This window comes from Erwinia persicina NBRC 102418, from assembly GCF_001571305.1.
In the GTDB taxonomy this organism is placed as follows: Bacteria; Pseudomonadota; Gammaproteobacteria; order Enterobacterales; family Enterobacteriaceae; genus Erwinia; species Erwinia persicina.
This window is the reverse complement of sequence record NZ_BCTN01000008.1, coordinates 70,656-91,757: the sequence shown is the minus strand read 5'-3', so window position 1 is coordinate 91,757 and position 21,102 is coordinate 70,656. Positions and strand designations below refer to the sequence as shown.

The following is a 21,102-nucleotide window of genomic DNA, read 5'->3' as shown; positions in this document are numbered from 1 at the left end:
CAGTCCGCCCCCTCCTTTCAGTCGATATTCTTCACCTTAAAGTCCCGCAGGAAGCTGCCCCAGCGCCGTTCGTAGAAGGGGGTGATATGGGCAACAAAGAAGTGACTGATGCCCTTTTCGCCTTCCACAACCTGACAGATATCAATCGGCTCATCCTCTAACAGCGTATCGGTCGCCACGCTGCCTGCCGCCTGGATAATCGCCTCAAGATCGCCCTCACCTTCGATGCCAATCAGTAAATTGGCAGGCTGGTCTGCATGCTCTTTGATCTGCGCGACGTAGGCACGGCGAACGGTCTTGTATTTCGCCAGCAGCTGGGTCAGCGAGTCAATCATCTGCGCCGGCGGTTCGGCGAGCTCCGATAACAACAGCGAAGTTCCCCCCTCCAGTACCGTCTGCTGGCTCAGCGCGCTGCTGCCCTCGCCTAACAGATGTGCAATTTCACGCGGGGAAAACTCTTTGCCATTCGGTAATTTAGGATTGAGAAACAGCGCTTCGCCCAGCGTCATTTCAAACAACGTACGCACCGGCATCACCAGATAGGCCTGCTCACCGCTGACTGCCTGCGCGAGGGCTGCCGTCGACGTGAAAAACGGAATAATGCTGGTGCCGTCGTCTTTTTCCCAGTGCTGTAAATCAACGGGTGTACTGGCATCAACGGCCTGTTCAGGGTGAGCACTCTCGCCCGGCACCACCACGCTGGCGTCCATCAGCAGCGTAAAAAATTCCGGGCGATGTGCCGGTTCTGTCGCCGCCAGTTTCAGTACTTCTTCCAGCCGCGGGTTTAGTTCGTTCATGAATAGGTTCCAGAGTGTACAGCGGGCGGACCTGAAAGCAGGGCCGCCCCGACGAAGGACCGATCGTGGGGCGATCGGCCTGAAATATTACGCCCGGCTTAACAGCAGGTTAGCGACAGTACGGACGCCCAGACCGGTTGCGCCGGCAGCCCACTGATCGACCGCACCTTTGCGATAGGTTGCCGAGCAGTCGATGTGCAACCAGCCCTGCTGGTAGTCGCTGACGAAGTGTGACAGAAACGCCGCCGCTGTACTGGCACCCGCAGAGTGCGACGGGCTGGCAATGTTGTTCAGATCAGCAAAGTTTGACGGCAGATGGCTGCGGTGGAACTCGGCCAGCGGCAAACGCCAGAAAGGTTCATTTTCGCCCTCAGCGCAGCGCATCAGTGACTGTGCCAGCGCGTCGTCAAAGCTGAACAGCGCATGATAGTCGTTGCCCAGCGCGGTTTTGGCCGCCCCGGTCAGCGTAGCGGCATCGATAATCAGCTCCGGATTCAGCGCGCTGGCATCGATCAGACCATCGGCCAGCACCAGGCGACCTTCGGCATCAGTGTTCATCACTTCCACTGATTTACCGTTGCGATAGCGAATAATATCGCCCAGCTTGAAAGCGTTGCCGCTGACCATATTATCAGCACAGCAGAGGATCAGCTTCACGCGCTTTTTCAGGCCACGGCTGACCGCCAGTGCCAGTGCACCGGTCAGGGTCGCTGCGCCGCCCATATCTGACTTCATGGAGTCCATAAAGCCACTCTGCTTCAGGCTGTAACCGCCGGTATCAAAGGTGATACCTTTGCCCACCAGACAGGCGTAAACCGGCGTGTCATCGCTGCCGCCCGGGTTATAATCGAGTGTCAGCAACACCGGGCTGCGTGATGACCCCCGCCCGACCGTATGCAGTCCCATGTAGTTTTGAGCTTTCAGATCGTCACCCTTGATAATGCGGTAGCTGACCGCATCGCAGGCAACGTCGCACAGCAGATCGATGGCACGGGTCGCGAGTTGTTCCGGGCCCAGTTCTTCCGCCGGCAGGTTGATAGTGTTACGTACCCAGTCGATGATTTTCAGGCGATTAGCCAGTTCCTGCTGGTCACTCTCTGCCAGCGTGGCCCACTGCACCTCACGCTCACCTTTTGGACCGCGATAGCCCTGCCAGAACGCCCAGCTGTTTTCCAGATCCCAACCCTCGCCGCTCAGGCTGACGTGGCGGATGCCCTGGTTATCAATTTTGCGCGCCGCGCGCTGAATGGTGACCAGCGGTTCGCTGCCGGTCAGGTGGATCGTCATGCCACTGTCATTGCTGCTCAGGGTGGCTTTTTCTCCCCAACGCAGGTCGGCCGCGGCCGTTGACAGGGTAATATTCATAGGGGTGGTCATCGCATGGCTCCTTTTAATTTTTCATCTTTCAGACCGGCAATGCCCGGTCGCTGCGATTTTTCCGCAGTTCAATTGTACAGCCAGACTAACAGAAATGTGACAGGGATGTTTTTGCTGGATGCGACAGCGGAATGCAGAGCGTGTCAGACGGGCCGAAAATCCGGCCCGGGGGGATCAATGCCGGATAAATCAGCCGGCCTGTTTAGCGCCGCTGGCTTTGAAGGCTTTCCACTGCGGCGTAAGCTCGCGCAGGCGACTGATCGACGTTTGCACCAGTTGAATAGCGTAGTCGATCTCTTCTTCGGTGGTAAACCGGCCGAGAGAGAAGCGAATTGAGCTGTGAGCCAGCTCATCATTCAGCCCAAGTGCGCGCAGAACGTAGGACGGTTCCATACTGGCTGACGTACAGGCCGATCCGGTCGATACCGCCAGATCCTTCAGCGCCATAATCAGCGACTCGCCGTCAACGTAGTTAAAACTGACATTGAGAATATTTGCCGCCCCCTGCGCCAGAGAACCATTAAGGTAGACCTCTTCAATGCTGCTCAGCCCCGCCCACAGGCGGCTGCGCAGTGCGCCAAGCCTCGCCATCTCGTGGGTCATCTCTTCCTTCGCGATGCGATACGCTTCACCCATTCCGACGATCTGATGAACTGGCAGCGTCCCGGAGCGCATCCCGCGTTCGTGCCCACCACCGTGGATCTGCGCGTCGAGGCGGATACGTGGCGAACGGCTGACGTACAGCGCACCAATGCCCTTCGGCCCGTAAATCTTATGAGCGGAGAAAGACATCAGGTCGACATTCAGGACGCTCAGATCGATGGGTAATTTCCCCACGCTCTGCGTGGCGTCAACGTGGAAGAGGATGCCGCGCTCACGGCACAGATCGCCGATGGTGGCGATGTCCTGCACCACACCGATCTCATTGTTGACGTGCATAACAGACACCAGCACCGTATCGTCGCGAAAAGCGTCAGTCAGCTGTTGCAGATCGAGCGTGCCGTCGTGGCGCGGGTTGAGATACGTGACGCTGTAGCCCTCGTGCTCCAGCTGCGCGCAGGTGTCCAGGACCGCTTTATGTTCTGTGGTGCAGGTAATAATGTGACGGCCCTTTTCCTTATGGAAGCTGGCAGCCCCTTTTATGGCGAGGTTATTGGCTTCGGTTGCACCGGATGTGAACACGATTTCACGCGGATCAGCCCCGACCAGTTCAGCAATCTGGTTTCGCGCCACGTCAACCGCTTCTTCTGACTGCCAGCCATAACGGTGAGAGCGGGAAGCCGGATTGCCAAAGGTACCGTCCAGGGTGAGATACTGCATCATCTTAGTGGCCACGCGAGGATCGGCGGGCGTGGTGGCAGAATAATCCAGATAAATCGGTAATTTCATTGCTCGTTAAGCTCCGGGAGGTTTATCGATTGCCGCCCTTCTGCGCCCTGAAATCTTTGCTGGAAGCAGAAATGAATAAAAGGCCCGTGCAGGCCTTTTATTCATTTCCGGGGGCGAAGAACGAGCCCCGCCCGGACTGCGATCAGGCGCGCAGATTGACGTTAATTGTTTCCTGCATACGCCCATTAGGCGCACGGCGGATTTCATTGCTGTTCTGACGGTCAGCCACTTCCAGGATCTCCTGATTGTTGACCAGTTCAGCCAGCGTAATATTGTTGAGGAAGTCGCTAATGCGCTCACTCAGGTCACGCCACAGCACATGCGTCAGGCAGCGCTCGCCGCCCTGACAGCCTTCTTTGCCCTGGCACTTTGTTGCATCCACGGACTCATCAACGGCAGTGATCACCGCACCCACCGCGATAGCATCAGCGCCTTTACCCAGCAGATAACCACCACCCGGACCACGTACGCTGGCCACCAGACCGTTCTTACGCAGACGGGAGAACAGCTGCTCAAGATAAGAAAGGGAAATGCCCTGACGCTCTGAAATATCCGCTAAAGGCACCGGGCCTTCATGGGAATGCAGCGCAACATCAAGCATAGCGGTAACAGCATAACGGCCTTTGGATGTCAGTCTCATGGCGTTTACAACCTCGGTTATAACCCTGGATGGGTGTTAACAAAATATGGACGCAAGTCTGACATTCCCGAGTAAATTGGTCAAGTATTTAACCTACTAAAACACTCAACTATTTAACCAAGTAAAACACTCAACTATTATGCTGTTATTTTATTCACCCGTTAGGGCTCATTCACCCTACTTTTTCTCAAACGATGACAGCATCCCACGCAGGATATTCAGCTCGTCCCGCTCCGGGCGCGCGCGGGTAAACAAACGACGCATTTTACTCATCACCTGCCCCGGGCTGGCTTCACGCAGGAAACCGCTGCCGATCATCATTTTTTCCATATGCTGATAGAAGCGCTCAAGATCATCCACCAGCGGATAGGGTGATTCAGCGGCCGCTTCCTGCGGGGTGTCCAGCGACTGCAGATAGGCCATCCGCACCTCATAGGTAATCACCTGGACGGCCATTGCCAGATTCAGCGAGCTGTAATCCGGGTTGGCGGCGATGGCGACGTGATAGTGGCACTTCTGCAGTTCTTCGTTCGTCAGGCCGACACGTTCACGGCCAAAGACCAGGGCGACGGGTGCCTGCTGCCCCTCTTCCACACTTTTCAGACCGCACTCACGCGGGTCAAGCATCGGCCACGGCAGGGAACGCGAGCGTGCGCTGGTGCCTACCACCAGGCTACAGCCGGCAATGGCTTCATCAAAGGTGTCGACAATTTTCGCATCGCCAATCACGTCGCTGGCCCCGGCCGCCAGGGCAATGGCCTGCGAGTCCGGTTTGACCAGTGGATTGACCAGATAAAGGTTGGTTAAGCCCATGGTTTTCATCGCGCGAGCGACGGATCCCATGTTGCCGGTGTGAGAGGTTTCCACCAGCACAATTCGGATATTTTGCAGCATAAGGATTCTGAAGTCCGGGAGTTAATTTGGCGATACTAACATATTTTAAGGACATTTGCCGTTATGCCCTGCTATACTACGCGCCGATTTATATCAGATAAAATGATATACCGTTCTTTAACATCCAGCGAGACGAAACTTAATATGCATCCAATGCTCAACATTGCCGTGCGCGCCGCGCGCAAGGCCGGAAACGTAATTGCTAAGCACTATGAAACCCCGGACTCAGTCGAAGCCACCCAGAAGGGCAGCAACGATTTTGTCACCAATGTTGACCGTGAAGCGGAACGCCAGATTATTGAAGTGATCCGCAAGTCCTACCCTCAGCACACCATCATTACTGAAGAGAGCGGTGAGCTGCCAGGCGAAGACCAGGATGTACAATGGGTTATCGATCCGCTGGATGGCACCACCAACTACATTAAACGTCTGCCTCATTTCTGTGTTTCTATCGCCGTACGCATCAAAGGCCGCACTGAAGTCGCGGTGGTGTATGATCCCATGCGTAATGAACTGTTCAGCGCCGTTCGCGGTCAGGGCACCCAGCTTAACGGCTACCGTCTGCGCGGCGGCACCGCCCGCGATCTGGATGGCACCATCCTGGCGACCGGTTTCCCGTTCAAACTGAAACAGCACGCGACCCCGTATATCAATATCGTAGGCAAACTGTTTACCCAGTGTGCAGACTTCCGTCGCACCGGCTCTGCTGCGCTGGATCTGGCCTATGTGGCCGCTGGTCGCGTTGATGGTTACTTCGAGATTGGCCTGAAACCGTGGGACTTTGCCGCCGGTGAACTGCTGGTGCGTGAAGCGGGTGGTCTGGTCACTGACTTTGTTGGCGCACATGGCTATATGCTGTCAGGCAATATCGTCGCCGGTAACCCGCGCGTCGTGAAAGCGATGCTGGCCAACATGCGTGACGAATTGAGCGAAGCCCTGAAGCGTTAATCGCTGCTGCTGCCGTAAAGGGGCGGGTCGAAGACCCTCTTCTGTCAGGGCTGACCACGTTGTGGTCAGCCCTTTTTTATTGCAGGAACATCGGACGGATACCCCCGGACATACCAGGCTGGGCGCTGAGCCACAGAAGCGCACCGGCGGCGACCAGCAGGATCCCCCCCAGCAGCGCAAGGCTGTTCAGCGCGACGGCGTGCCAGCCAGCACGGCCACGGTTTTGGGTTAACCGCCGGGCCAGCGCACGTGAGAGCTGCACCAGCAGCGCCATCGCCGACACCGTCATCGCCGTGCCGAGCGCCATCACCACCGCCGACAGGACACCCCACAGGTACACGCCGATCACTTTCGAGAACAGCAGCATCATGATCGCCCCCGAGCACGGCCGCAGGCCCATTGACAGCACCACGGCGACGCGGGTTTTCCAGCCCGTCACCTGGGAAAGCATCGCGCTGTCCGGCACGTGCTGGTGCCCGCAGCCGCAGTGGTCACTGTGCTGATGATCGGCAGGCAGGATGCGGGTGATGGTCATTCGTGCTGCCGGCGGGCGCAGCGTCAGCCGAAGTTGTTGCAACGCGCGCCAGCAGAGCCAGACGCCCAGTCCGCTGACCAGCAAATAACTGCCCTTTTCCAGCCAGTAGCTGCTGAGATGGAGCTGGCGGGATGAGAGCTGTAACACGCCGAGCATCACGGTCACCAGTGCGATCGCCATGCCCCCCTGCACCACGGCAGCGGCCAGCGTCAGTTGCAGGCTGGTTTTCATTTTTGTCGGGTGTGTTGCCAGGAAAGTGGCAATCACCACTTTGCCATGCCCGGGCCCAAGCGCATGCAGCACGCCATAGAGCAGGCTGAAGCCCATCAGCGTCAGCCCCGCCTGATGAGGATTGCTGGCCACCTGCTGCAGTAACCCGGTCATCTGCTGATGCAACGTCTTCTGCCACAAAATGCTTTGCAGCAGGATTGACGGCCAGTGCTGCCAGACCCACACGCCGGCCCCCACCAGCAACAGCACCAGCAGTGCAAAAGGCCAGAGAGTTACCCTGCGCGGCGGGCGGACAGTGTCGTTTACTGACATATCAACGTCACCGTCTGAGCAAACTGCCGCCCCAGATCCATCTCTTCAGCGGGTGCATCGGCTTTATCCAGTGACAGCGCATAGGCCTGCATGGAGGCATCCGGCTTTGGGGTGTGAAGTTCGAAGCGGCACTGCGAAGCCAGTTCAGTCGGGATGGTCAGGGATTTTTCAGAATCGTAATACATATCAACAAAGTACGTCGGATCAAAGGTGGAAAAAAGGTAACGCTGGCCTTTCAGCGCCTGGGGGTGGGCCAGCGGCAGGATAAACTCCAGCACCGCCTTGGGCCCTTCACGCGACAGATGGTATTCCGGTGGCAGATTATCAAACTTGACCGGCTGCTTCTGGTGCCAGAACTCGCTGAAGTAATGCTGTCCCAGTACGTTTGCCATCACCTCTGCCGCCAGTTTTTTCCACACCACAGAGCCTGGTTTTGCCGTTCCGGCATCGTATAACAGATCAGCGGAGGTAATTTCATCCATCACCCAGCGCATTTTCAGCCCGGTTAACTGATCACCCTGATGGACGAGGGTGGTATGCATATCGATAAAACTGTGCGGGTGCGCACCGGCATACGGGGCCACCAGTGCCATCAGCACGACACCGAACGCTCCACTTCTGTTATAATATAACAAAATAACCCTCACCTCAGTTTTTGTCGATTATTTTTGTGACCTGTCTTAAAAGCTCTGAATAAAAGCGCCTTCCCGAGCCACAGCCTCCGTGGGCCAGTCTATCCTTAGCAGAATTAATCGTCACTGGGATCACAGATGATGAGTGCATACTCACCAGAAATTTCTGTCCTGTCCAGTCAACAGCGCCGTTGCCACCTACTTTTAATGCTGTGCCTTCCTGACGCCTCGGTTACTGAGGCGTCGGTTTGCCAGCTTAACGGAGTGGAACACGCCGTAACCCGGCAAGATATAGCGAAGGTCGCAGAGGAAATTCAGCGTTATCACCATCTTGTTATTGAACAGGACGGTCAGGGAGCGCTGTCACTTTGCGGGACGGATCTGGATCGCCGCCTCTGTCTGCTCCACAGCCTGCGTCGCGCGCTGCGTCTGTCGCCGTCATTTGTTCATAATGATTTTTCCCGCACCATCAGACAGCGGCTTCATTCGCTATCCGTTGATAAAGCGTTATACGATGAACACAATCTGCTGGCGCTTATCCAGCACTGCTCACTTCACCTGGGGCGGGAGTTCAGCCCCCGTGACGCTCAGTTCCTGCAGGTCTGGCTGCGTTTTACGCTGGCCTGGCCCTGCCAGCCAGACTTCACCCCGGTTCAGCAACAGTGGCTGAGAGGAAAAGGTGAGTCGGCGCTGGCGGAGGAGATAGTTCGTTGCTGGCGCAAACGCGGCTATCAGGCGACCGCCGGTGAGCGCGATCTGCTTACCCTGCTCTTTAGCCAGTTACATATCCCGATGCTGCAACATCCCCACGCGGAGCATGAACGCCAGCTGCTGCAGTCTGTCCAGCTGTTGATTCAGCGCTTTCAGGCGCTGTCTGGCATGGTGTTCAGTAATGATGACGGTCTCAGCGCGCAGCTGTATACACATCTGGCGCAAGCCCTGGAGCGCGCACTGTTCTCCATTGGCATCGACCACAGTCTGGTTGAGGATATCGCCCAGCAGTATCCCCGTCTGTTACGCACCACCCGTGAAGCGGTGGCCGCTTTCGAGCAGCAGTACGGCGTGCAGTTCAGCGATGAAGAGATGGGGCTGATTGCGATTATTTTCGGTGCGTGGCTGATGCAGGAAAGCGCCCTGCAGGAAAAACAGGTGCTGCTGCTGATCGGCCACGATCGGGAGCTGGAACGTCAGGTCGAACAGCAGCTACGCGAACTGACGCTGCTGCCGCTGAATATCAAATATCAGGATGTTGCCGATTTTCAGCGTCACAGCGCGCCGAAGGGCATCGCACTGGTGATCACTCCCTATGCCACCCCACTGCCGCTCTACTCTCCCCCGCTGATCCATGCGGAACTGCCGCTGGGAGAACACCAGCAGCGCAGTATCCGCACGCTGCTGGAGTCGTAGTCAGCTGACTTTTGGCCGCAGAAAAAGCACCGGCACGACCAGCAGCGCCATCACCCAGAATACGCCCCCCTGCAGATGCTGGAACAGCACGCCACAGACCATGGTCATCAGGGCGATACCGCCGCCCATTGCCAGCGCCGAATAGACGGACTGGAGCCGGATAACCTCTCCGCCGTCACGGGCAGCAATAAAGCGCATCGCGGCCAGATGACAAAGCGTAAAACTGCCACAATGGAGGAGCTGTGCGGCGATCAGCCAGCCCAGTTCGGTGGATGACGCCATGATGCTCCAGCGTATCAGCGCAGAAATACAGGAGAGCAGCAGCAGATCACTCGCGCTCCAGCGGCAGAATAGCCGGTTACTGGCGGCAAAAATGACGATTTCAGCCACTACCCCCAGCGACCACAGGTAGCCTACCGTGCCTGACGAATAGCCCGCCTCCTGCCAGTAGATGGCGCTGAATCCGTAATAAGCCGCATGTGCGCCCTGCATCAGCGTCACGCACAGCAGGAAACGCCAGACAGCGTTCTCACTCAGCATCTGCTTCCACTGTGTCCATCCGGCATGCTGCGCCTGTTTTTCTGTCCCCACCGGCATCACCGCCGGCCGCAGCATCATCCCGCCGATCATCGCCCCGCAGCCCACACACAGCAGCACCAGAATGGCATGGTAGGAAAAGTGGGTCACCAGTACGCCGGTCAGAGCCGAGCTGATGACAAAAGCCAGCGATCCCCAGAGCCGCACCGGACCGTAGGCTAGCGCAATCTGCCGCTGCCATGTGGCGGCCAGTGCATCACTCAGGGGAACCAGCGGCGAGAAGAACAGGTTGAAGCCCACCATGATCAGCAGCAGCCATAACCACTGGGAACCCGCCCAAAAGCCCAGCGCAAACAGCAGGGTAAGGAGCGCCAGCAGGCGCAGCACCGTAATCAGTCGGGAAGGATGGGTGACGCGTGACGCGATCACCAGACTACCGACAAACCGCGCAATCATACCGCATCCCAGTAACAGACCGATCTTTTCCGGCTGCAGGCCGCTGTCTTTTAACCAGACGCCCCAGAAAGGCAGATAGACGCCATAGGCGAAAAAGTAGGTGAAGTAGCTCAGTCCAAGCCAGTACGTGGAACGTATCGCCATTTTCCCTCCGACAAAGTGGAGGCTAATGTACACCGTGAAGGAGGATAAAAAAATAGCGGGACACGTTGGTGTCCCGCTATCTGCGATCAGGCTCCCCCACGACGCCGGGGAAACAGGCTCAGGTTATGCGTAAACCGGGAAGCGCGCGCAGACATCCAGTACCTGCTTCTTCACGCGCTCGCTCACGCCTTCGTCATTGATATTGTCAAGAATATCGCTGATCCAGCCTGCCAGTTCGCGGACTTCCGCTTCTTTAAAGCCGCGACGGGTCACCGCCGGGGAACCGATACGAATACCGGAGGTGACAAACGGGCTTTTCGGGTCGTTAGGGACGCTGTTTTTGTTCACGGTAATGTTGGCACGGCCCAGGGCAGCATCCGCTTCTTTACCGGTCAGATTTTTGTCCACCAGGTCCAGCAGGAACAGATGGTTGTGCGTACCGCCGGAAACCACGTTATAGCCACGCGCCAGGAACACTTCTACCATTGCTTTGGCGTTTTTAGCTACCTGCTGCTGATAGATTTTGAACTCAGGCTCCATCGCTTCTTTGAAGGCCACGGCTTTACCCGCGATAACGTGCATCAGCGGGCCGCCCTGGCCACCAGGGAAGACGGCAGAGTTCAGCTTCTTATAAAAATCTTCGTCACCGCCATGCGCCAGGATCAGACCGCCACGCGGGCCGGCCAGGGTTTTGTGGGTAGTCGACGTCACGATATGCGCATGAGGAACCGGGTTAGGATAGACATCAGCGGCAATCAGACCGGCAACGTGCGCCATATCGACGAAGAGGTAAGCCCCTACCGTATCAGCGATTTCACGCATTTTGGCCCAGTCGCACACGCCAGAATAAGCAGAGAAGCCGCCAACGATCATTTTCGGCTGGTGTTTTTTCGCCAGCTCAGCCAGTTCGTTGTAATCAATTTTACCGGTTTCATCGATGCCGTAAGGGATGACGTTATACAATTTACCGGACAGGTTAACCGGCGAACCGTGTGTCAGGTGACCACCGTGGGCCAGATTCATGCCCAGAATCGTATCGCCCGGCTGCAGCAGCGCGGTATAAACGGCAAAGTTCGCCTGAGAACCTGAGTGCGGTTGCACGTTAGCGTAATCGGCACCGAACAGCGCTTTAGCACGGTCAATAGCCAGCTGCTCAACGATATCCACATACTCACAGCCACCGTAATAGCGTTTGCCCGGATACCCTTCCGCATACTTGTTGGTCAACTGAGATCCCTGAGCCTGCATCACGCGTGGGCTGGTGTAGTTCTCAGAGGCAATCAGCTCGATATGCTCTTCCTGACGCACTTTCTCCTGCTCCATTGCCTGCCATAATTCGGCATCGTAATCGGCAATGTTCATTTCACGCTTTAACATCTGCATCTCCTGACTCAACTGACTTTCAATAATGAATGCCCCCGTTGGGGGTGATGGTAAACAGTTTAAACTGTTTACCCACCCGTTGAATAGCATCACGGCCGCCTTTTTACGCAAACGATTGGCTTCAGGAATGGCAAGGGTTAGTTACACTTTTCTGCCAGCCCCCGATCGGGGCGTATCCTCGCCCGCCGCAGACAGGCTGTTGTTCTGAAGCGGATGTTACGTGCGAAAAAATACCCCTTAACTCATAAGGTGTATTTACAGAATTAGCTGCGCGGTTATAAGATATATTTAAAATACATGTTTATAATCCCTGCTAAGGAGCACGCCATGCTGGACAGCCAAACCATTGCTACTGTGAAATCCACCATTCCCGCCATTGCTGCACTCGGCCCGCGCCTGGCCGCCCATTTCTATCAGCGAATGTTCAGCCATAATCCTGAACTGAAAGACATTTTCAATATGAGCAATCAGAGCACCGGCAACCAGCCAGAAGCGCTGTTTAATGCCGTCTGCGCCTACGCCAGTCACCTGGATAACCTTGCCGCCCTGGGCCCTGCGGTAGAAAAGATCGCCCAGAAACATACCAGCTTTGCGATCCGCCCGGATCAGTATCCTATTGTCGGTAAGCACCTGCTGGCGAGCATTGATGAAATGTTGCATCCCGGAGAGGAAGTCCTTGAAGCCTGGAGCAAAGCCTATGGCGTGCTGGCAGGGATTTTTGTCCAGCGCGAAGAGCAGATTTATGAAGAGACCGAGGAGAAAGTCGGGGGCTGGCGGGGCGGCCAGCGTGAGTTTGTCATCAGTGAGATCACCCCACAAAGTGCCGTGATAAAAAGTTTTATTCTGACGCCAACGGACGGTCAGCCCGTCGCGGACTACAAAGCCGGACAATATCTGGCACTGTGGGTGAAAGATCCCTCTTTTGCCAATCAGGAAATCCGTCAGTACTCACTGACCCGCACGCCAAACGGTCGCGACTACCGCATTGCCGTTCGTCATGAGGAGGGGGGCGTTCTCTCCAGCTGGCTGCATCAGCAGCAGCCCGGCCAGCGGGTTCATCTGGCACCGCCCGCCGGGGATTTCTTCCTGGATATTACCCCTGACACGCCGGTGACGCTGATTTCCGGCGGCGTGGGCCTGACGCCGATGCTGGCCATGCTGAACCAGCTGGCTGCCGACAAACATCCTTCCGGCGTTCAGTGGCTCCACGCGACAGAAAACGGTACGACTCATGCTTTTGCTGACGAAGTGGCGGGCCTGGGCGCAGAGTTACCGCAGTTCTGGCAGCATATCTGGTACAACCATCCGCAGGAGCAGGATAAGGGCCGTTACGACAGTCGCGGGCTGATGAACCTGCTGCCGCTGGAATCCCGTCTGAGCGATCCAGCCATGCAATATTATCTGTGCGGTCCGCTGGCCTTTATGGAGCTGATAGAGAAACGCCTGCTCGAACTGGGCGTAACGCAAGATCGCATTCATTATGAAGTCTTTGGTCCGCACAAGACGCTGTAATCCTGCCCCTGCGCGATAAGGCCGCCTGCTGCTGAACGTCAGCAGCAGGCGGGTGCTTCCCATCCGTTTAGCTCCGGATGCCTTTTCGCATTACTTCTCCTTCAAATGTCGTGCCTCAGCCACCTGTGCAGGTTTCACGCCTGAAGCCTGATTACCCCAGCTGTGCCGCACATAGTTCATCAGTTCGGCCATCTGAACATCATTCAGCGCCCAGCCGTAACCCGGCATCGTCTGTGCCATCCCCTGCTGTGTGACAGGCGTCTGTGCGCCGTCCAGCACCACGCGCAGCGCGGTCAGCGGATTGTCCGCCGTCAGGGTGGCATTCCCCGCCAGCGCAGGAATGGTGTGAGCGTTGCCCTCGCCCTCACTGCCGTGGCAGGTTGAACAGTACATGGCATAGATTTTCCCCCCTGCAGCGGAAGGCGTGGCGGGCTGACTGCGGGCTGCCGGCGCCGCAGGCAGACTCCGCAGATAGACGGCAATACTGGTGAGGTCGGCCTCCGTCAGATACTGAGTACTGTGGGTGACCACGTCCGCCATCGGTCCCGCTACCGCGCCCCGTGCACTACGCCCGGTTTTCAACAGCGCCACCAGCTCTTCCACCGGCAATCCCCTCAGCGAGGGAGCATACCAGCCGTCCAGCTCTGCGCCGCTGAGATAGCTCTCACCCTGCTGATCCAGCGCCTGCTCCTGCATTCCCCAGCCGCGCGGCGTGTGGCAACTCCCGCAGTGTCCTGCCCCCTGCACAAGGTAAGCCCCCCGGTTCCATTGCGCACTCTGCTGCGCATCAGGCTGATAACGGCGGTCTTCATGGAACAGTACGTTCCAGATGCCCAGCGGCCAGCGCGCCGACAGCAGCCAGGGAATGTCGCTGTCGCGGTTCGCCTGGCTGCTGGCGGGCACCTCCCGCAGCAGAAAGTCGTACAGCGCGTGCATATCCGCCTCGCTCATTTTTGCATAGGCGGTGTAGGGCATGGCCGGATAAAGACGATGACCGTCACGGGCTACACCCTGTCGCATCGCCCGGTCAAACTCTGCAAACGTGTACCATCCAATGCCGTGTTGTTTATCAGGGGTTATATTGGTGCTGTAAATATCCCCTACCGGCGTGACAAAGCGCAGCCCGCCTGCCATCGGTACGCCCCCCTGCGCGGTATGGCAGGCCGTGCAGTCGCCAGCTTTTGCCACATATTCCCCTGGCGACATCGCCCAGCTAGGGCCGCCCGCCAGTAACATCAGGCTGAAGATGACCCTCTTCATGACGCTTCCCCCGGGGCTGACGTGCCACCTGCCGGCTCATTGACCGCCCGCCAGGCCTGATCGATAGCCGAGTGTGCGTAAGGGCTCCAGTCGGCGTCGGCGTTGGCAATGAAAATATGACCAACGGGCGCACGGGCGCGTTCGATAGTCCGCTGTGCCTCTTCTTCATCATCAAACATGCCGCTCAGGGCATAAGAGTAGCCGTGTGACCAGCGGTTAACGGTGATCGCCTGGATATCACGCTGATGGTCGAAACCTGCCGGGCCGAGCATCGCCTGCAGCTGTTCACGGATCATCTGTTCATGCACCTCAAACGGCGTGCCCAGCAGCATGGCGCGTCCTTTGCGCGACTGCTCACGCGGGCTGAGTCCGCTGCCCGGTAGCGTCGGCACATACACCATATGCAGTCCGATGGGCTGCTGAGGATCGTGCGGGTGGTGATAACCGCCCAGGCTTACCGGATAGTCGAGCTTAACACGGGAGTAAGGTGCGCCTGGCGCATAAAACTCGTGGATGCCCAGCTGCATAAACGGCTGCCAGTTGGCAATCTTCACCTTGCTGTAGACCAGCGGTGCCTTAACGTTCTGCTTCAGCGCCTCCTGCTGCGCGGGCGACATCTGCGGCACCAGATAGGGGATCATCATGTTATAACCGGCCATTATCACCCGGCCGGCACGAACCCGGGTCAGCGTATCGCCGGTGATATAGCTCACCTCAGCGTGGTTATCGACGTTCACCACCTGCATTCCGGTGCTGTTGAGGCGCAGTCTGACGGGGGAATCCGGTCGATCTAACTGGCTGTAGTCAAACGTCGCCTGCACGATATCATTCATATTCTGCCCGGCGGAGGTGACGCCCGGAATGAGTTTGCGCACCATCAGACGGGCCAGCGTGGCGTTCCCGTCCGGAAAGTGGAAGACATAGGGATCGTCAAGATCGGCCTGAGATTCCGCATCGAGTGGCGGCAATCCCATACCGTCCAGGCCGGGAAGGTCGCAGATACGCGCGTCGCTACAGGCGGTGGCATCAATACCGACGGCCTGAAAATCGTTGGTCGACTGCTGGAAGTAACGGATGGCCTGTTCGCTTAAACCCACTTTTTCACGCAGGAAGGTGCTGTAGCTGTGCTTATCCAGCCAGGCCACCTTTTCCTGCTGGCTCAGACCTGGCAGATAATCCTTCGGTACCGTATGCAGCGCAATCAGCGCCTCACGGTCGCTTTCAGGCAGCGGGAAATCATTAATAAAGGCCTGCCACGAACGCCCGTTAAGCCGGTCACGCGGAATATCGTCGGCCACTACCCTGCCCGGATCGCCGCTGACCACTTTGTCCACGCCGAAATTTTTCCTGTCAAAGTAAACGCCACGGCTGAGGCCCAGATCCGGGTAGAAGGTTCTATCAAAGCCCTGCTCCATACCGTCAAGGCTGATGCCGAGGGAGTGAATCAGATCCATCACCACCGGGCTGAAATTGGAGCGCGGAGACTGGAAGGATTCGCTGCCGCCATAACCCAGCAGGGTGCCGCCGTCCCCGTTAAGCTCATTGCGTTTAGCATGCCCGCCAAAGTCATCATGATTATCAATCAACAAAATACGCTGCTGTTTGCCATGAAGCTGCTGCCAGAAACAGGCGGCAGCCAGACCGCTGATCCCGGCCCCGACCACCACCAGATCGTAGGCTTCCGTGACCGGCTGAGAGGCGAAGTCAAACGCCACATTATCGCGACCCAGACGGTGGGCATTTTCAAAAGATCCCGGATGGTTGCCGCGCAGGCCGGTAAGCGAAGGTGGATAGTACAGCGTCTTTTGCGCCTGTCGCGGCGAGGCTTGTAATATCTGCAGGGGGGTCATACCGGCAGCGACGGTGATCGCGACGCCGTTGAGAAAATCGCGGCGGGTGATAGCCATAATCGTCCTTAACTGTTGAAAAGTGGCAGTTCAGCCTGAAGGCTTCGGGGGGCTTATTGTCCGGACAGGAGAGCGATTGTCAAAGGAAGGGGGAAAGACGGGGGAGAAATAACAACAGGGGCCTGAACCGACAAGCCCCTGAGCAGTCACGGGCGGTTTAAATCGCCTCTTCGTCTTCTTCGCCGGTACGGATACGTACCACGCGTGCGACGTCAAAGACGAAAATTTTCCCATCGCCGATTTTGCCCGTCTGCGCCGTGCGCATAATGGTATCCACGCAGGTATCAACGATATCGTCAGCAATGACGATTTCAATTTTCACCTTAGGCAAAAAGTCGACCATATATTCAGCACCACGGTACAGCTCGGTGTGGCCTTTCTGACGACCAAAGCCTTTGACTTCCGTTACGGTCATCCCGGTGATGCCGACTTCCGCCAGCGCTTCACGCACATCATCCAGTTTGAACGGTTTGATAATTGCATCAATTTTTTTCATGGCTGACCCTTTTCTCTCCCTCCGTACGCGGACGGATAATCAGTTAACTATATACCCGTCAGACTCAGCCTGCCTGCTCGTGGCGGGTAAACCGGTCATCTTCACGGGTATAGCGGATGTCCGTCTCTTTTCAGGCAGATAAACTACCATAACCGGACGGGCTAACCGCAGTGAAAATTATTCTTTAAAATCGGCAGCATCCAGTTCGTGCCGCGATAACAGTTTATAGAATTCCGTGCGGTTACGTCCCGCCAGCCGTGCGGCATTAGTGACATTGCCCCGGGTCATTTGCAGCAGTTTACGCAGATAGTTAAGCTCAAACTGATTACGCGCCTCTGCAAAAGTCGGCAGCGCCGTATTTTCGCCGGCCAGCGCCTGTTCCACCAGTGCCTCCCCGATTACCGGAGCGGACGTCAGCGCCACACACTGCTCAATCACATTCACCAGTTGCCTGACGTTGCCCGGCCAGGCAGCAGCCATCAGGCGGCGCATCGCATCGGTAGAGAAGCTGCGTACAAAGGGTTTATGCCGTTCGGCAGACTGCTTAAGCAGATGATTAGCCAGCAGGGGGATATCCTCAGCGCGCTCATGCAGGGCCGGGATCTTGAGATTGACCACGTTAAGACGGTAGAACAGATCTTCGCGAAACTCTTTCTTTTCCATCGCTTTAGGCAAATCACGATGTGTGGCAGAGATGATGCGCACATCAATGTCGAGATCGCGGTTGCTGCCCAGCGGGCGAACCTTTCGCTCCTGCAGCACGCGCAGCAGCTTGACCTGTAAAGCCTGCGGCATATCACCAATCTCATCCAGGAACAGCGTACCGCCCTCAGCGGCCTGGAACAGCCCTTCACGGCTGCTGACAGCGCCGGTAAAAGCCCCTTTCGCATGGCCGAACAGCTCTGACTCCAGCAGCTGTTCCGGCAGTGCGCCGCAGTTAATGGCGATAAAGGTTTTGCCCGCGCGTGGGCTGGCGGCGTGGATCGCCTGGGCCAGCACCTCTTTACCGGTGCCACTCTGACCATTGATCAGGACACTGACATCCGACTGCGCCACCATCCGCGCCTGATCGAGCAGACGCAACATCACCGGGCTGCGGGTGACAATGCTTTCACGCCAAGCTTCATCGCTGGAAGGGGCGCGGTGGGCCAGCGCCCCGTCGATAGCTTTATACAGCGCATCGCGGTCGACCGGCTTGGTGAGAAAACTGAAAACGCCCTGCTGCGTCGCCGCCACTGCGTCAGGGATCGAGCCGTGGGCGGTGAGTATAATGACCGGCATCCCCGGCTGCAGTTTCTGGATTTCCGCAAACAGCGCCATGCCGTCCATTTCATCCATACGTAAATCGCTGATCACCAGATCGAGCGTCTCGCGATTCAGCACCCGCAGCGCCTCAGGGCCACTTTCAGCGGTCGTAACACTAAAACCTTCACTACTGAGGCGCATCCCCAGCAATTTCAACAGGCTGGGATCGTCATCGACCAGCAGCAACCTTGCTGATTTTTTGATCATGGGTTGGCATCATCCTGTGACGGGTTATCAGTCGGTACGGACGTGTCATCGCCGTGGCTGTTCGTCTCCGGGCCATCCGGGGAGCGACGCGAAGACAGACGGCGTTCAATATCCGTCAGGGTATCGAGTTTACGCCGGGTCACGACCAGCTCGCTTTTCAGGCTCATTTGCTTCTGACGAAGCGCGTCCAGCTGACTATCACTGCTCTCCTGCAGCTGGGCATAGCGCATCCGTTCTTCAGAGAGCTGCAACAGAGATCCCTGCCCTTCACGCCACAACATCATTAATGGACGCACCGATGCGGGATAATCATAGCTGAAACTGTCCAGGCGTTTAAGGAAGGCACGTCTCTCAACAGGGGTCACGTTGCCATTATTGAGTAATACCGCCTGTTTGAAGGCGCTCTGCCAGTTATCCCCGGGCCAGCGACGCGCCTCAGCCCGGGCATCCACCGCCGACAGCCTGATACCGCAATCAATGGCTCGCAACCAGTACAGGGGGTTTTCGGTCGCGGCCACATCGTCAAATGCCCAGAGGTGTTCGCAGGCGACCATTTGATAATCGACAATTTTGACGTCAGGTTCGCTCACCGGGATATCCGCACGGCTGGCAGCGCGTTGAGTGGCTGGCTGGCTACAGGCCAGCAGGCTCAGCGCCAGTAAGACAATGACCGTAAATCTGCCTGAATGCCCGTGTTGCACTGCGGCAGTAAAACGTGATGATTCCATTATGATAATGTCCCGGCGGTGGTGTTTAATTCGATACGGAAGCAGACATCAGCATCAACGCTGTCGATCAGTTGTAAGTCTCCCTGCAGCCGGCGCAGGCAGTCTTTGGCAATACTCAGCCCCAGTCCGCTGCCTTTGACCGCCCCTTTACGTTGCAGGTTTCCCTGGAAGAAGGGTTCAAAAATCATCGCCCTTTCCGCTGCAGGAATGGGGGTTCCGGTGTTGGCCACCTCAATCACCACACGGCTGCCCTGTTGCCGGCTGCGGATCCAGATATTTCCGGATTCTGCGCCGTAGTGTACCGCATTGGAGTAAAGATTATCGATGGCCCTTAATAACAATGTCGGCTCAGCGCGGCAGTGGTCTGCCTGCAAATCAATGTGGATATGAAGCAGTTTAGCGCGGGCCGTCAGACTGTGGGAGGAAACCAATGTATCGATTAATGGGCGCAGTTCAACATCCTCCAGCGCTACCGGACCATCGGCCAGCTTGCGATTATAGTCCAGCAGTTGCTCAATCAGCGTTTGAAGATGACGACTGCTGTCGTTAAGAATGCTGACAACCTCTTTCTGATCCGGCGTCAGGGGCCCGGCGACCTGATCGGCGAGCAGCTCGGTGCCCTCACGCATGCTGGCCAGCGGGGTTTTTAATTCGTGGGAGATATGGCGCAGAAACTCATGCCGCTGGGACTCCAGCCAGGCCAGACGCTCGCTGAGCCAGAGAATACGCTGCCCGAGGGAACGGATCTCGCGAGGCCCTTTAAAGGCGAGGCTTTGTCCCAGCGGACGACCTTCCCCCAGGCGGTTGATCATGCGCTCAACCGCTTTCACCGGGCCGATAATCATCCGGGTAAACAGCATAACCAACCCGAAACTGAGCAGAAACAGGAGCAGCGCCTGCCAGCCAAAATACTGGCCACGTTCGGCAATCTCACGCTGCAGTTGCAGGCCGCGAGAAAACACCACTTCACGCGTGGCCTGCACCAGCTGACCGTTAGCAGCAGAGAACGCTTCAAGCTGATCGGCTGCCGCAGGTAGCGGACTGCTGTTGACGCACTTAATCTGGCTCAGCTGCGTCAGGTTCTGACGCAATACCTGCCAGGTGCGCATATCCGGCAGCACCGGTGCGTGGGCATCCAGCATTTGCGAATAGCGGCTCCGCTGCGTCTGATAAAGCCGTGCCAGCATCGGGTCGTCCAGCACACAATACTGACGGTAGCTGCGTTCCAGCTCCAGCGCCGTGCGCGCCATAGCTTCGCTACGGCGCACATCGGTCAGCGTGGTACGGTTGGTATCGGCCGCCCGGTCACTCAGTGCCGACAGGCTTTCCCATGCCTGCCAGGCCAGCACCAGCAAGGGTAATAACACCAGTAAAAAGGCCATCAGCACCAGCTGACGTAACGATCGCGGTAACAGACGCCATTTCTTCACGACACAGGTTCTCTTTGCAGTAGTTAAGGCGATGCTAGCTGAGAGTGGACGGAGAAGAAAGTGCACGGGGATAAAATGAAAATGGCCGGTTCAAAGAACCGGCCACTGGCGTTACGCCGGTAAGCCTGCGTAACTGAATAGGTGGTGCCTAACTCAACGTTGCGTCCGATGTTTGATAACGTCACAGCGTGAACGATTATCGGTGTGGTGGACGACAGGCACCGTATTGTGCGTCATTCTGGGTGTTATGGGCACTTGACCGCTTGCGCAGGGCTGTCATAACCAGGTGAATGAGCCACTGACGATAATATAGCAATAACTGTGCCACATTGGAAATAAATTTTTAACTTACTGAAATAGTTGATTATTAATAATCACCTGCCAGTGACATCGCCCATTTTTGACCATCAGGTCTGCAAAACTGTCGCCAAATGACTACATCCCGATAGCAGGAAAAAACAAGTATTAAAAATCAGTGAGTTAAATGTCTCCTTTTGGAGACAGACTTAGGGCGGCTTTGTAGTGAAATGGCAACACTGTCCGTCTGACCGCCGTGAAAGCAAAAAAACCGGCCT

Annotated in this window: 18 protein-coding genes; 3 read left to right on the top strand and 15 right to left on the bottom strand. The window is 56.9% G+C overall.

The features are described 5' to 3' along the window. Positions 1 to 17: 17 nt before the first annotated feature. The 5 genes from sseB to trmJ form a co-directional block, all read right to left on the bottom strand. Complete coding sequence (sseB, locus tag EPE01S_RS10690; protein ID WP_062744658.1) at positions 18 to 797, bottom strand: enhanced serine sensitivity protein SseB; 780 nt, start codon at positions 795 to 797, stop codon at positions 18 to 20. Between the two features lie 87 nt (positions 798 to 884). Next, positions 885 to 2,174 carry an aminopeptidase PepB gene (gene pepB, locus EPE01S_RS10685; RefSeq protein ID WP_062744656.1) on the bottom strand — a complete coding sequence of 430 codons (1,290 nt, stop codon included), beginning with the start codon at positions 2,172 to 2,174 and terminating at the stop codon, positions 885 to 887. Positions 2,175 to 2,363: 189 nt separating this feature from the next. Further along, positions 2,364 to 3,563, bottom strand: coding sequence for an IscS subfamily cysteine desulfurase (locus EPE01S_RS10680; RefSeq protein ID WP_062744654.1), 1,200 nt, complete (start codon positions 3,561 to 3,563; stop codon positions 2,364 to 2,366). Positions 3,564 to 3,705: 142 nt separating this feature from the next. Then, the gene (iscR, locus tag EPE01S_RS10675; RefSeq protein WP_062744652.1) at positions 3,706 to 4,203 is read right to left on the bottom strand and encodes a Fe-S cluster assembly transcriptional regulator IscR; all 498 of its coding nucleotides are present in this window, start codon (positions 4,201 to 4,203) and stop codon (positions 3,706 to 3,708) included. Positions 4,204 to 4,380: 177 nt separating this feature from the next. Beyond that, a complete protein-coding gene (gene trmJ, locus EPE01S_RS10670) occupies positions 4,381 to 5,097 on the bottom strand; it encodes a tRNA (cytosine(32)/uridine(32)-2'-O)-methyltransferase TrmJ (protein WP_062744650.1) in 717 nt (238 codons plus the stop codon). Positions 5,098 to 5,241: 144 nt separating this feature from the next. On the opposite strand from trmJ, the gene suhB reads away from it, so the two are divergent. Then, positions 5,242 to 6,045 carry an inositol-1-monophosphatase gene (gene suhB, locus EPE01S_RS10665; protein WP_062744648.1) on the top strand — a complete coding sequence of 268 codons (804 nt, stop codon included), beginning with the start codon at positions 5,242 to 5,244 and terminating at the stop codon, positions 6,043 to 6,045. 76 nt (positions 6,046 to 6,121) lie between these two features. On the opposite strand, the gene EPE01S_RS10660 is transcribed toward suhB, so the two are convergent. Beyond that, positions 6,122 to 7,123: a nickel/cobalt transporter gene (locus tag EPE01S_RS10660; RefSeq protein WP_062744646.1), complete on the bottom strand. Its 1,002-nt coding sequence runs from the start codon at positions 7,121 to 7,123 to the stop codon at positions 6,122 to 6,124. Then, complete coding sequence (locus EPE01S_RS10655; RefSeq protein ID WP_062744643.1) at positions 7,114 to 7,716, bottom strand: DUF1007 family protein; 603 nt, start codon at positions 7,714 to 7,716, stop codon at positions 7,114 to 7,116. The genes EPE01S_RS10660 and EPE01S_RS10655 overlap by 10 nt, the downstream gene beginning before the upstream one ends. A gap of 177 nt (positions 7,717 to 7,893) precedes the next feature. Between EPE01S_RS10655 and csiE the strand changes: the two genes are divergently transcribed. Further along, positions 7,894 to 9,162 (top strand): stationary phase inducible protein CsiE, encoded by a 1,269-nt coding sequence (gene csiE / locus EPE01S_RS10650; protein WP_084344193.1) that lies wholly within the window; start codon positions 7,894 to 7,896, stop codon positions 9,160 to 9,162. On the opposite strand, the gene EPE01S_RS10645 is transcribed toward csiE, so the two are convergent. Together EPE01S_RS10645 and glyA are read right to left on the bottom strand one after the other, a co-directional pair. Then, positions 9,163 to 10,299, bottom strand: a complete 1,137-nt coding sequence (locus EPE01S_RS10645) for a 3-phenylpropionate MFS transporter (protein WP_062744640.1) — start codon at positions 10,297 to 10,299, stop codon at positions 9,163 to 9,165. Positions 10,300 to 10,422: 123 nt separating this feature from the next. Beyond that, entirely contained in the window at positions 10,423 to 11,676 is a 1,254-nt protein-coding gene (gene glyA / locus EPE01S_RS10640) for a serine hydroxymethyltransferase (protein ID WP_062744638.1), read from the bottom strand. Positions 11,677 to 12,009: 333 nt separating this feature from the next. On the opposite strand from glyA, the gene hmpA reads away from it, so the two are divergent. Then, complete coding sequence (hmpA, locus tag EPE01S_RS10635; protein ID WP_062744636.1) at positions 12,010 to 13,194, top strand: NO-inducible flavohemoprotein; 1,185 nt, start codon at positions 12,010 to 12,012, stop codon at positions 13,192 to 13,194. Positions 13,195 to 13,284: 90 nt separating this feature from the next. Here the strand turns inward: hmpA and EPE01S_RS10630 are convergent, their stop codons facing one another. From EPE01S_RS10630 to EPE01S_RS10605, 6 genes are all read right to left on the bottom strand, one after another. Continuing rightward, a complete protein-coding gene (locus tag EPE01S_RS10630; RefSeq protein WP_062744634.1) occupies positions 13,285 to 14,454 on the bottom strand; it encodes a c-type cytochrome in 1,170 nt (389 codons plus the stop codon). Continuing rightward, positions 14,451 to 16,361 carry an NAD(P)-binding protein gene (locus tag EPE01S_RS10625; protein WP_062744631.1) on the bottom strand — a complete coding sequence of 637 codons (1,911 nt, stop codon included), beginning with the start codon at positions 16,359 to 16,361 and terminating at the stop codon, positions 14,451 to 14,453. The genes EPE01S_RS10630 and EPE01S_RS10625 overlap by 4 nt, the downstream gene beginning before the upstream one ends. Before the next feature lie 157 nt (positions 16,362 to 16,518). Continuing rightward, on the bottom strand, positions 16,519 to 16,857 hold the full coding sequence (gene glnB, locus EPE01S_RS10620) for a nitrogen regulatory protein P-II (RefSeq protein ID WP_062744629.1): 339 nt from the start codon (positions 16,855 to 16,857) through the stop codon (positions 16,519 to 16,521). 177 nt (positions 16,858 to 17,034) lie between these two features. Continuing rightward, positions 17,035 to 18,369: a two-component system response regulator GlrR gene (gene glrR / locus EPE01S_RS10615; protein ID WP_062744627.1), complete on the bottom strand. Its 1,335-nt coding sequence runs from the start codon at positions 18,367 to 18,369 to the stop codon at positions 17,035 to 17,037. Next, on the bottom strand, positions 18,366 to 19,097 hold the full coding sequence (qseG, locus tag EPE01S_RS10610; RefSeq protein WP_062744625.1) for a two-component system QseEF-associated lipoprotein QseG: 732 nt from the start codon (positions 19,095 to 19,097) through the stop codon (positions 18,366 to 18,368). Before qseG ends, glrR begins: the two co-directional genes overlap by 4 nt. After that, positions 19,097 to 20,479 (bottom strand): HAMP domain-containing sensor histidine kinase, encoded by a 1,383-nt coding sequence (locus EPE01S_RS10605; RefSeq protein ID WP_194716011.1) that lies wholly within the window; start codon positions 20,477 to 20,479, stop codon positions 19,097 to 19,099. Before EPE01S_RS10605 ends, qseG begins: the two co-directional genes overlap by 1 nt. Positions 20,480 to 21,102 lie beyond the last annotated feature (623 nt).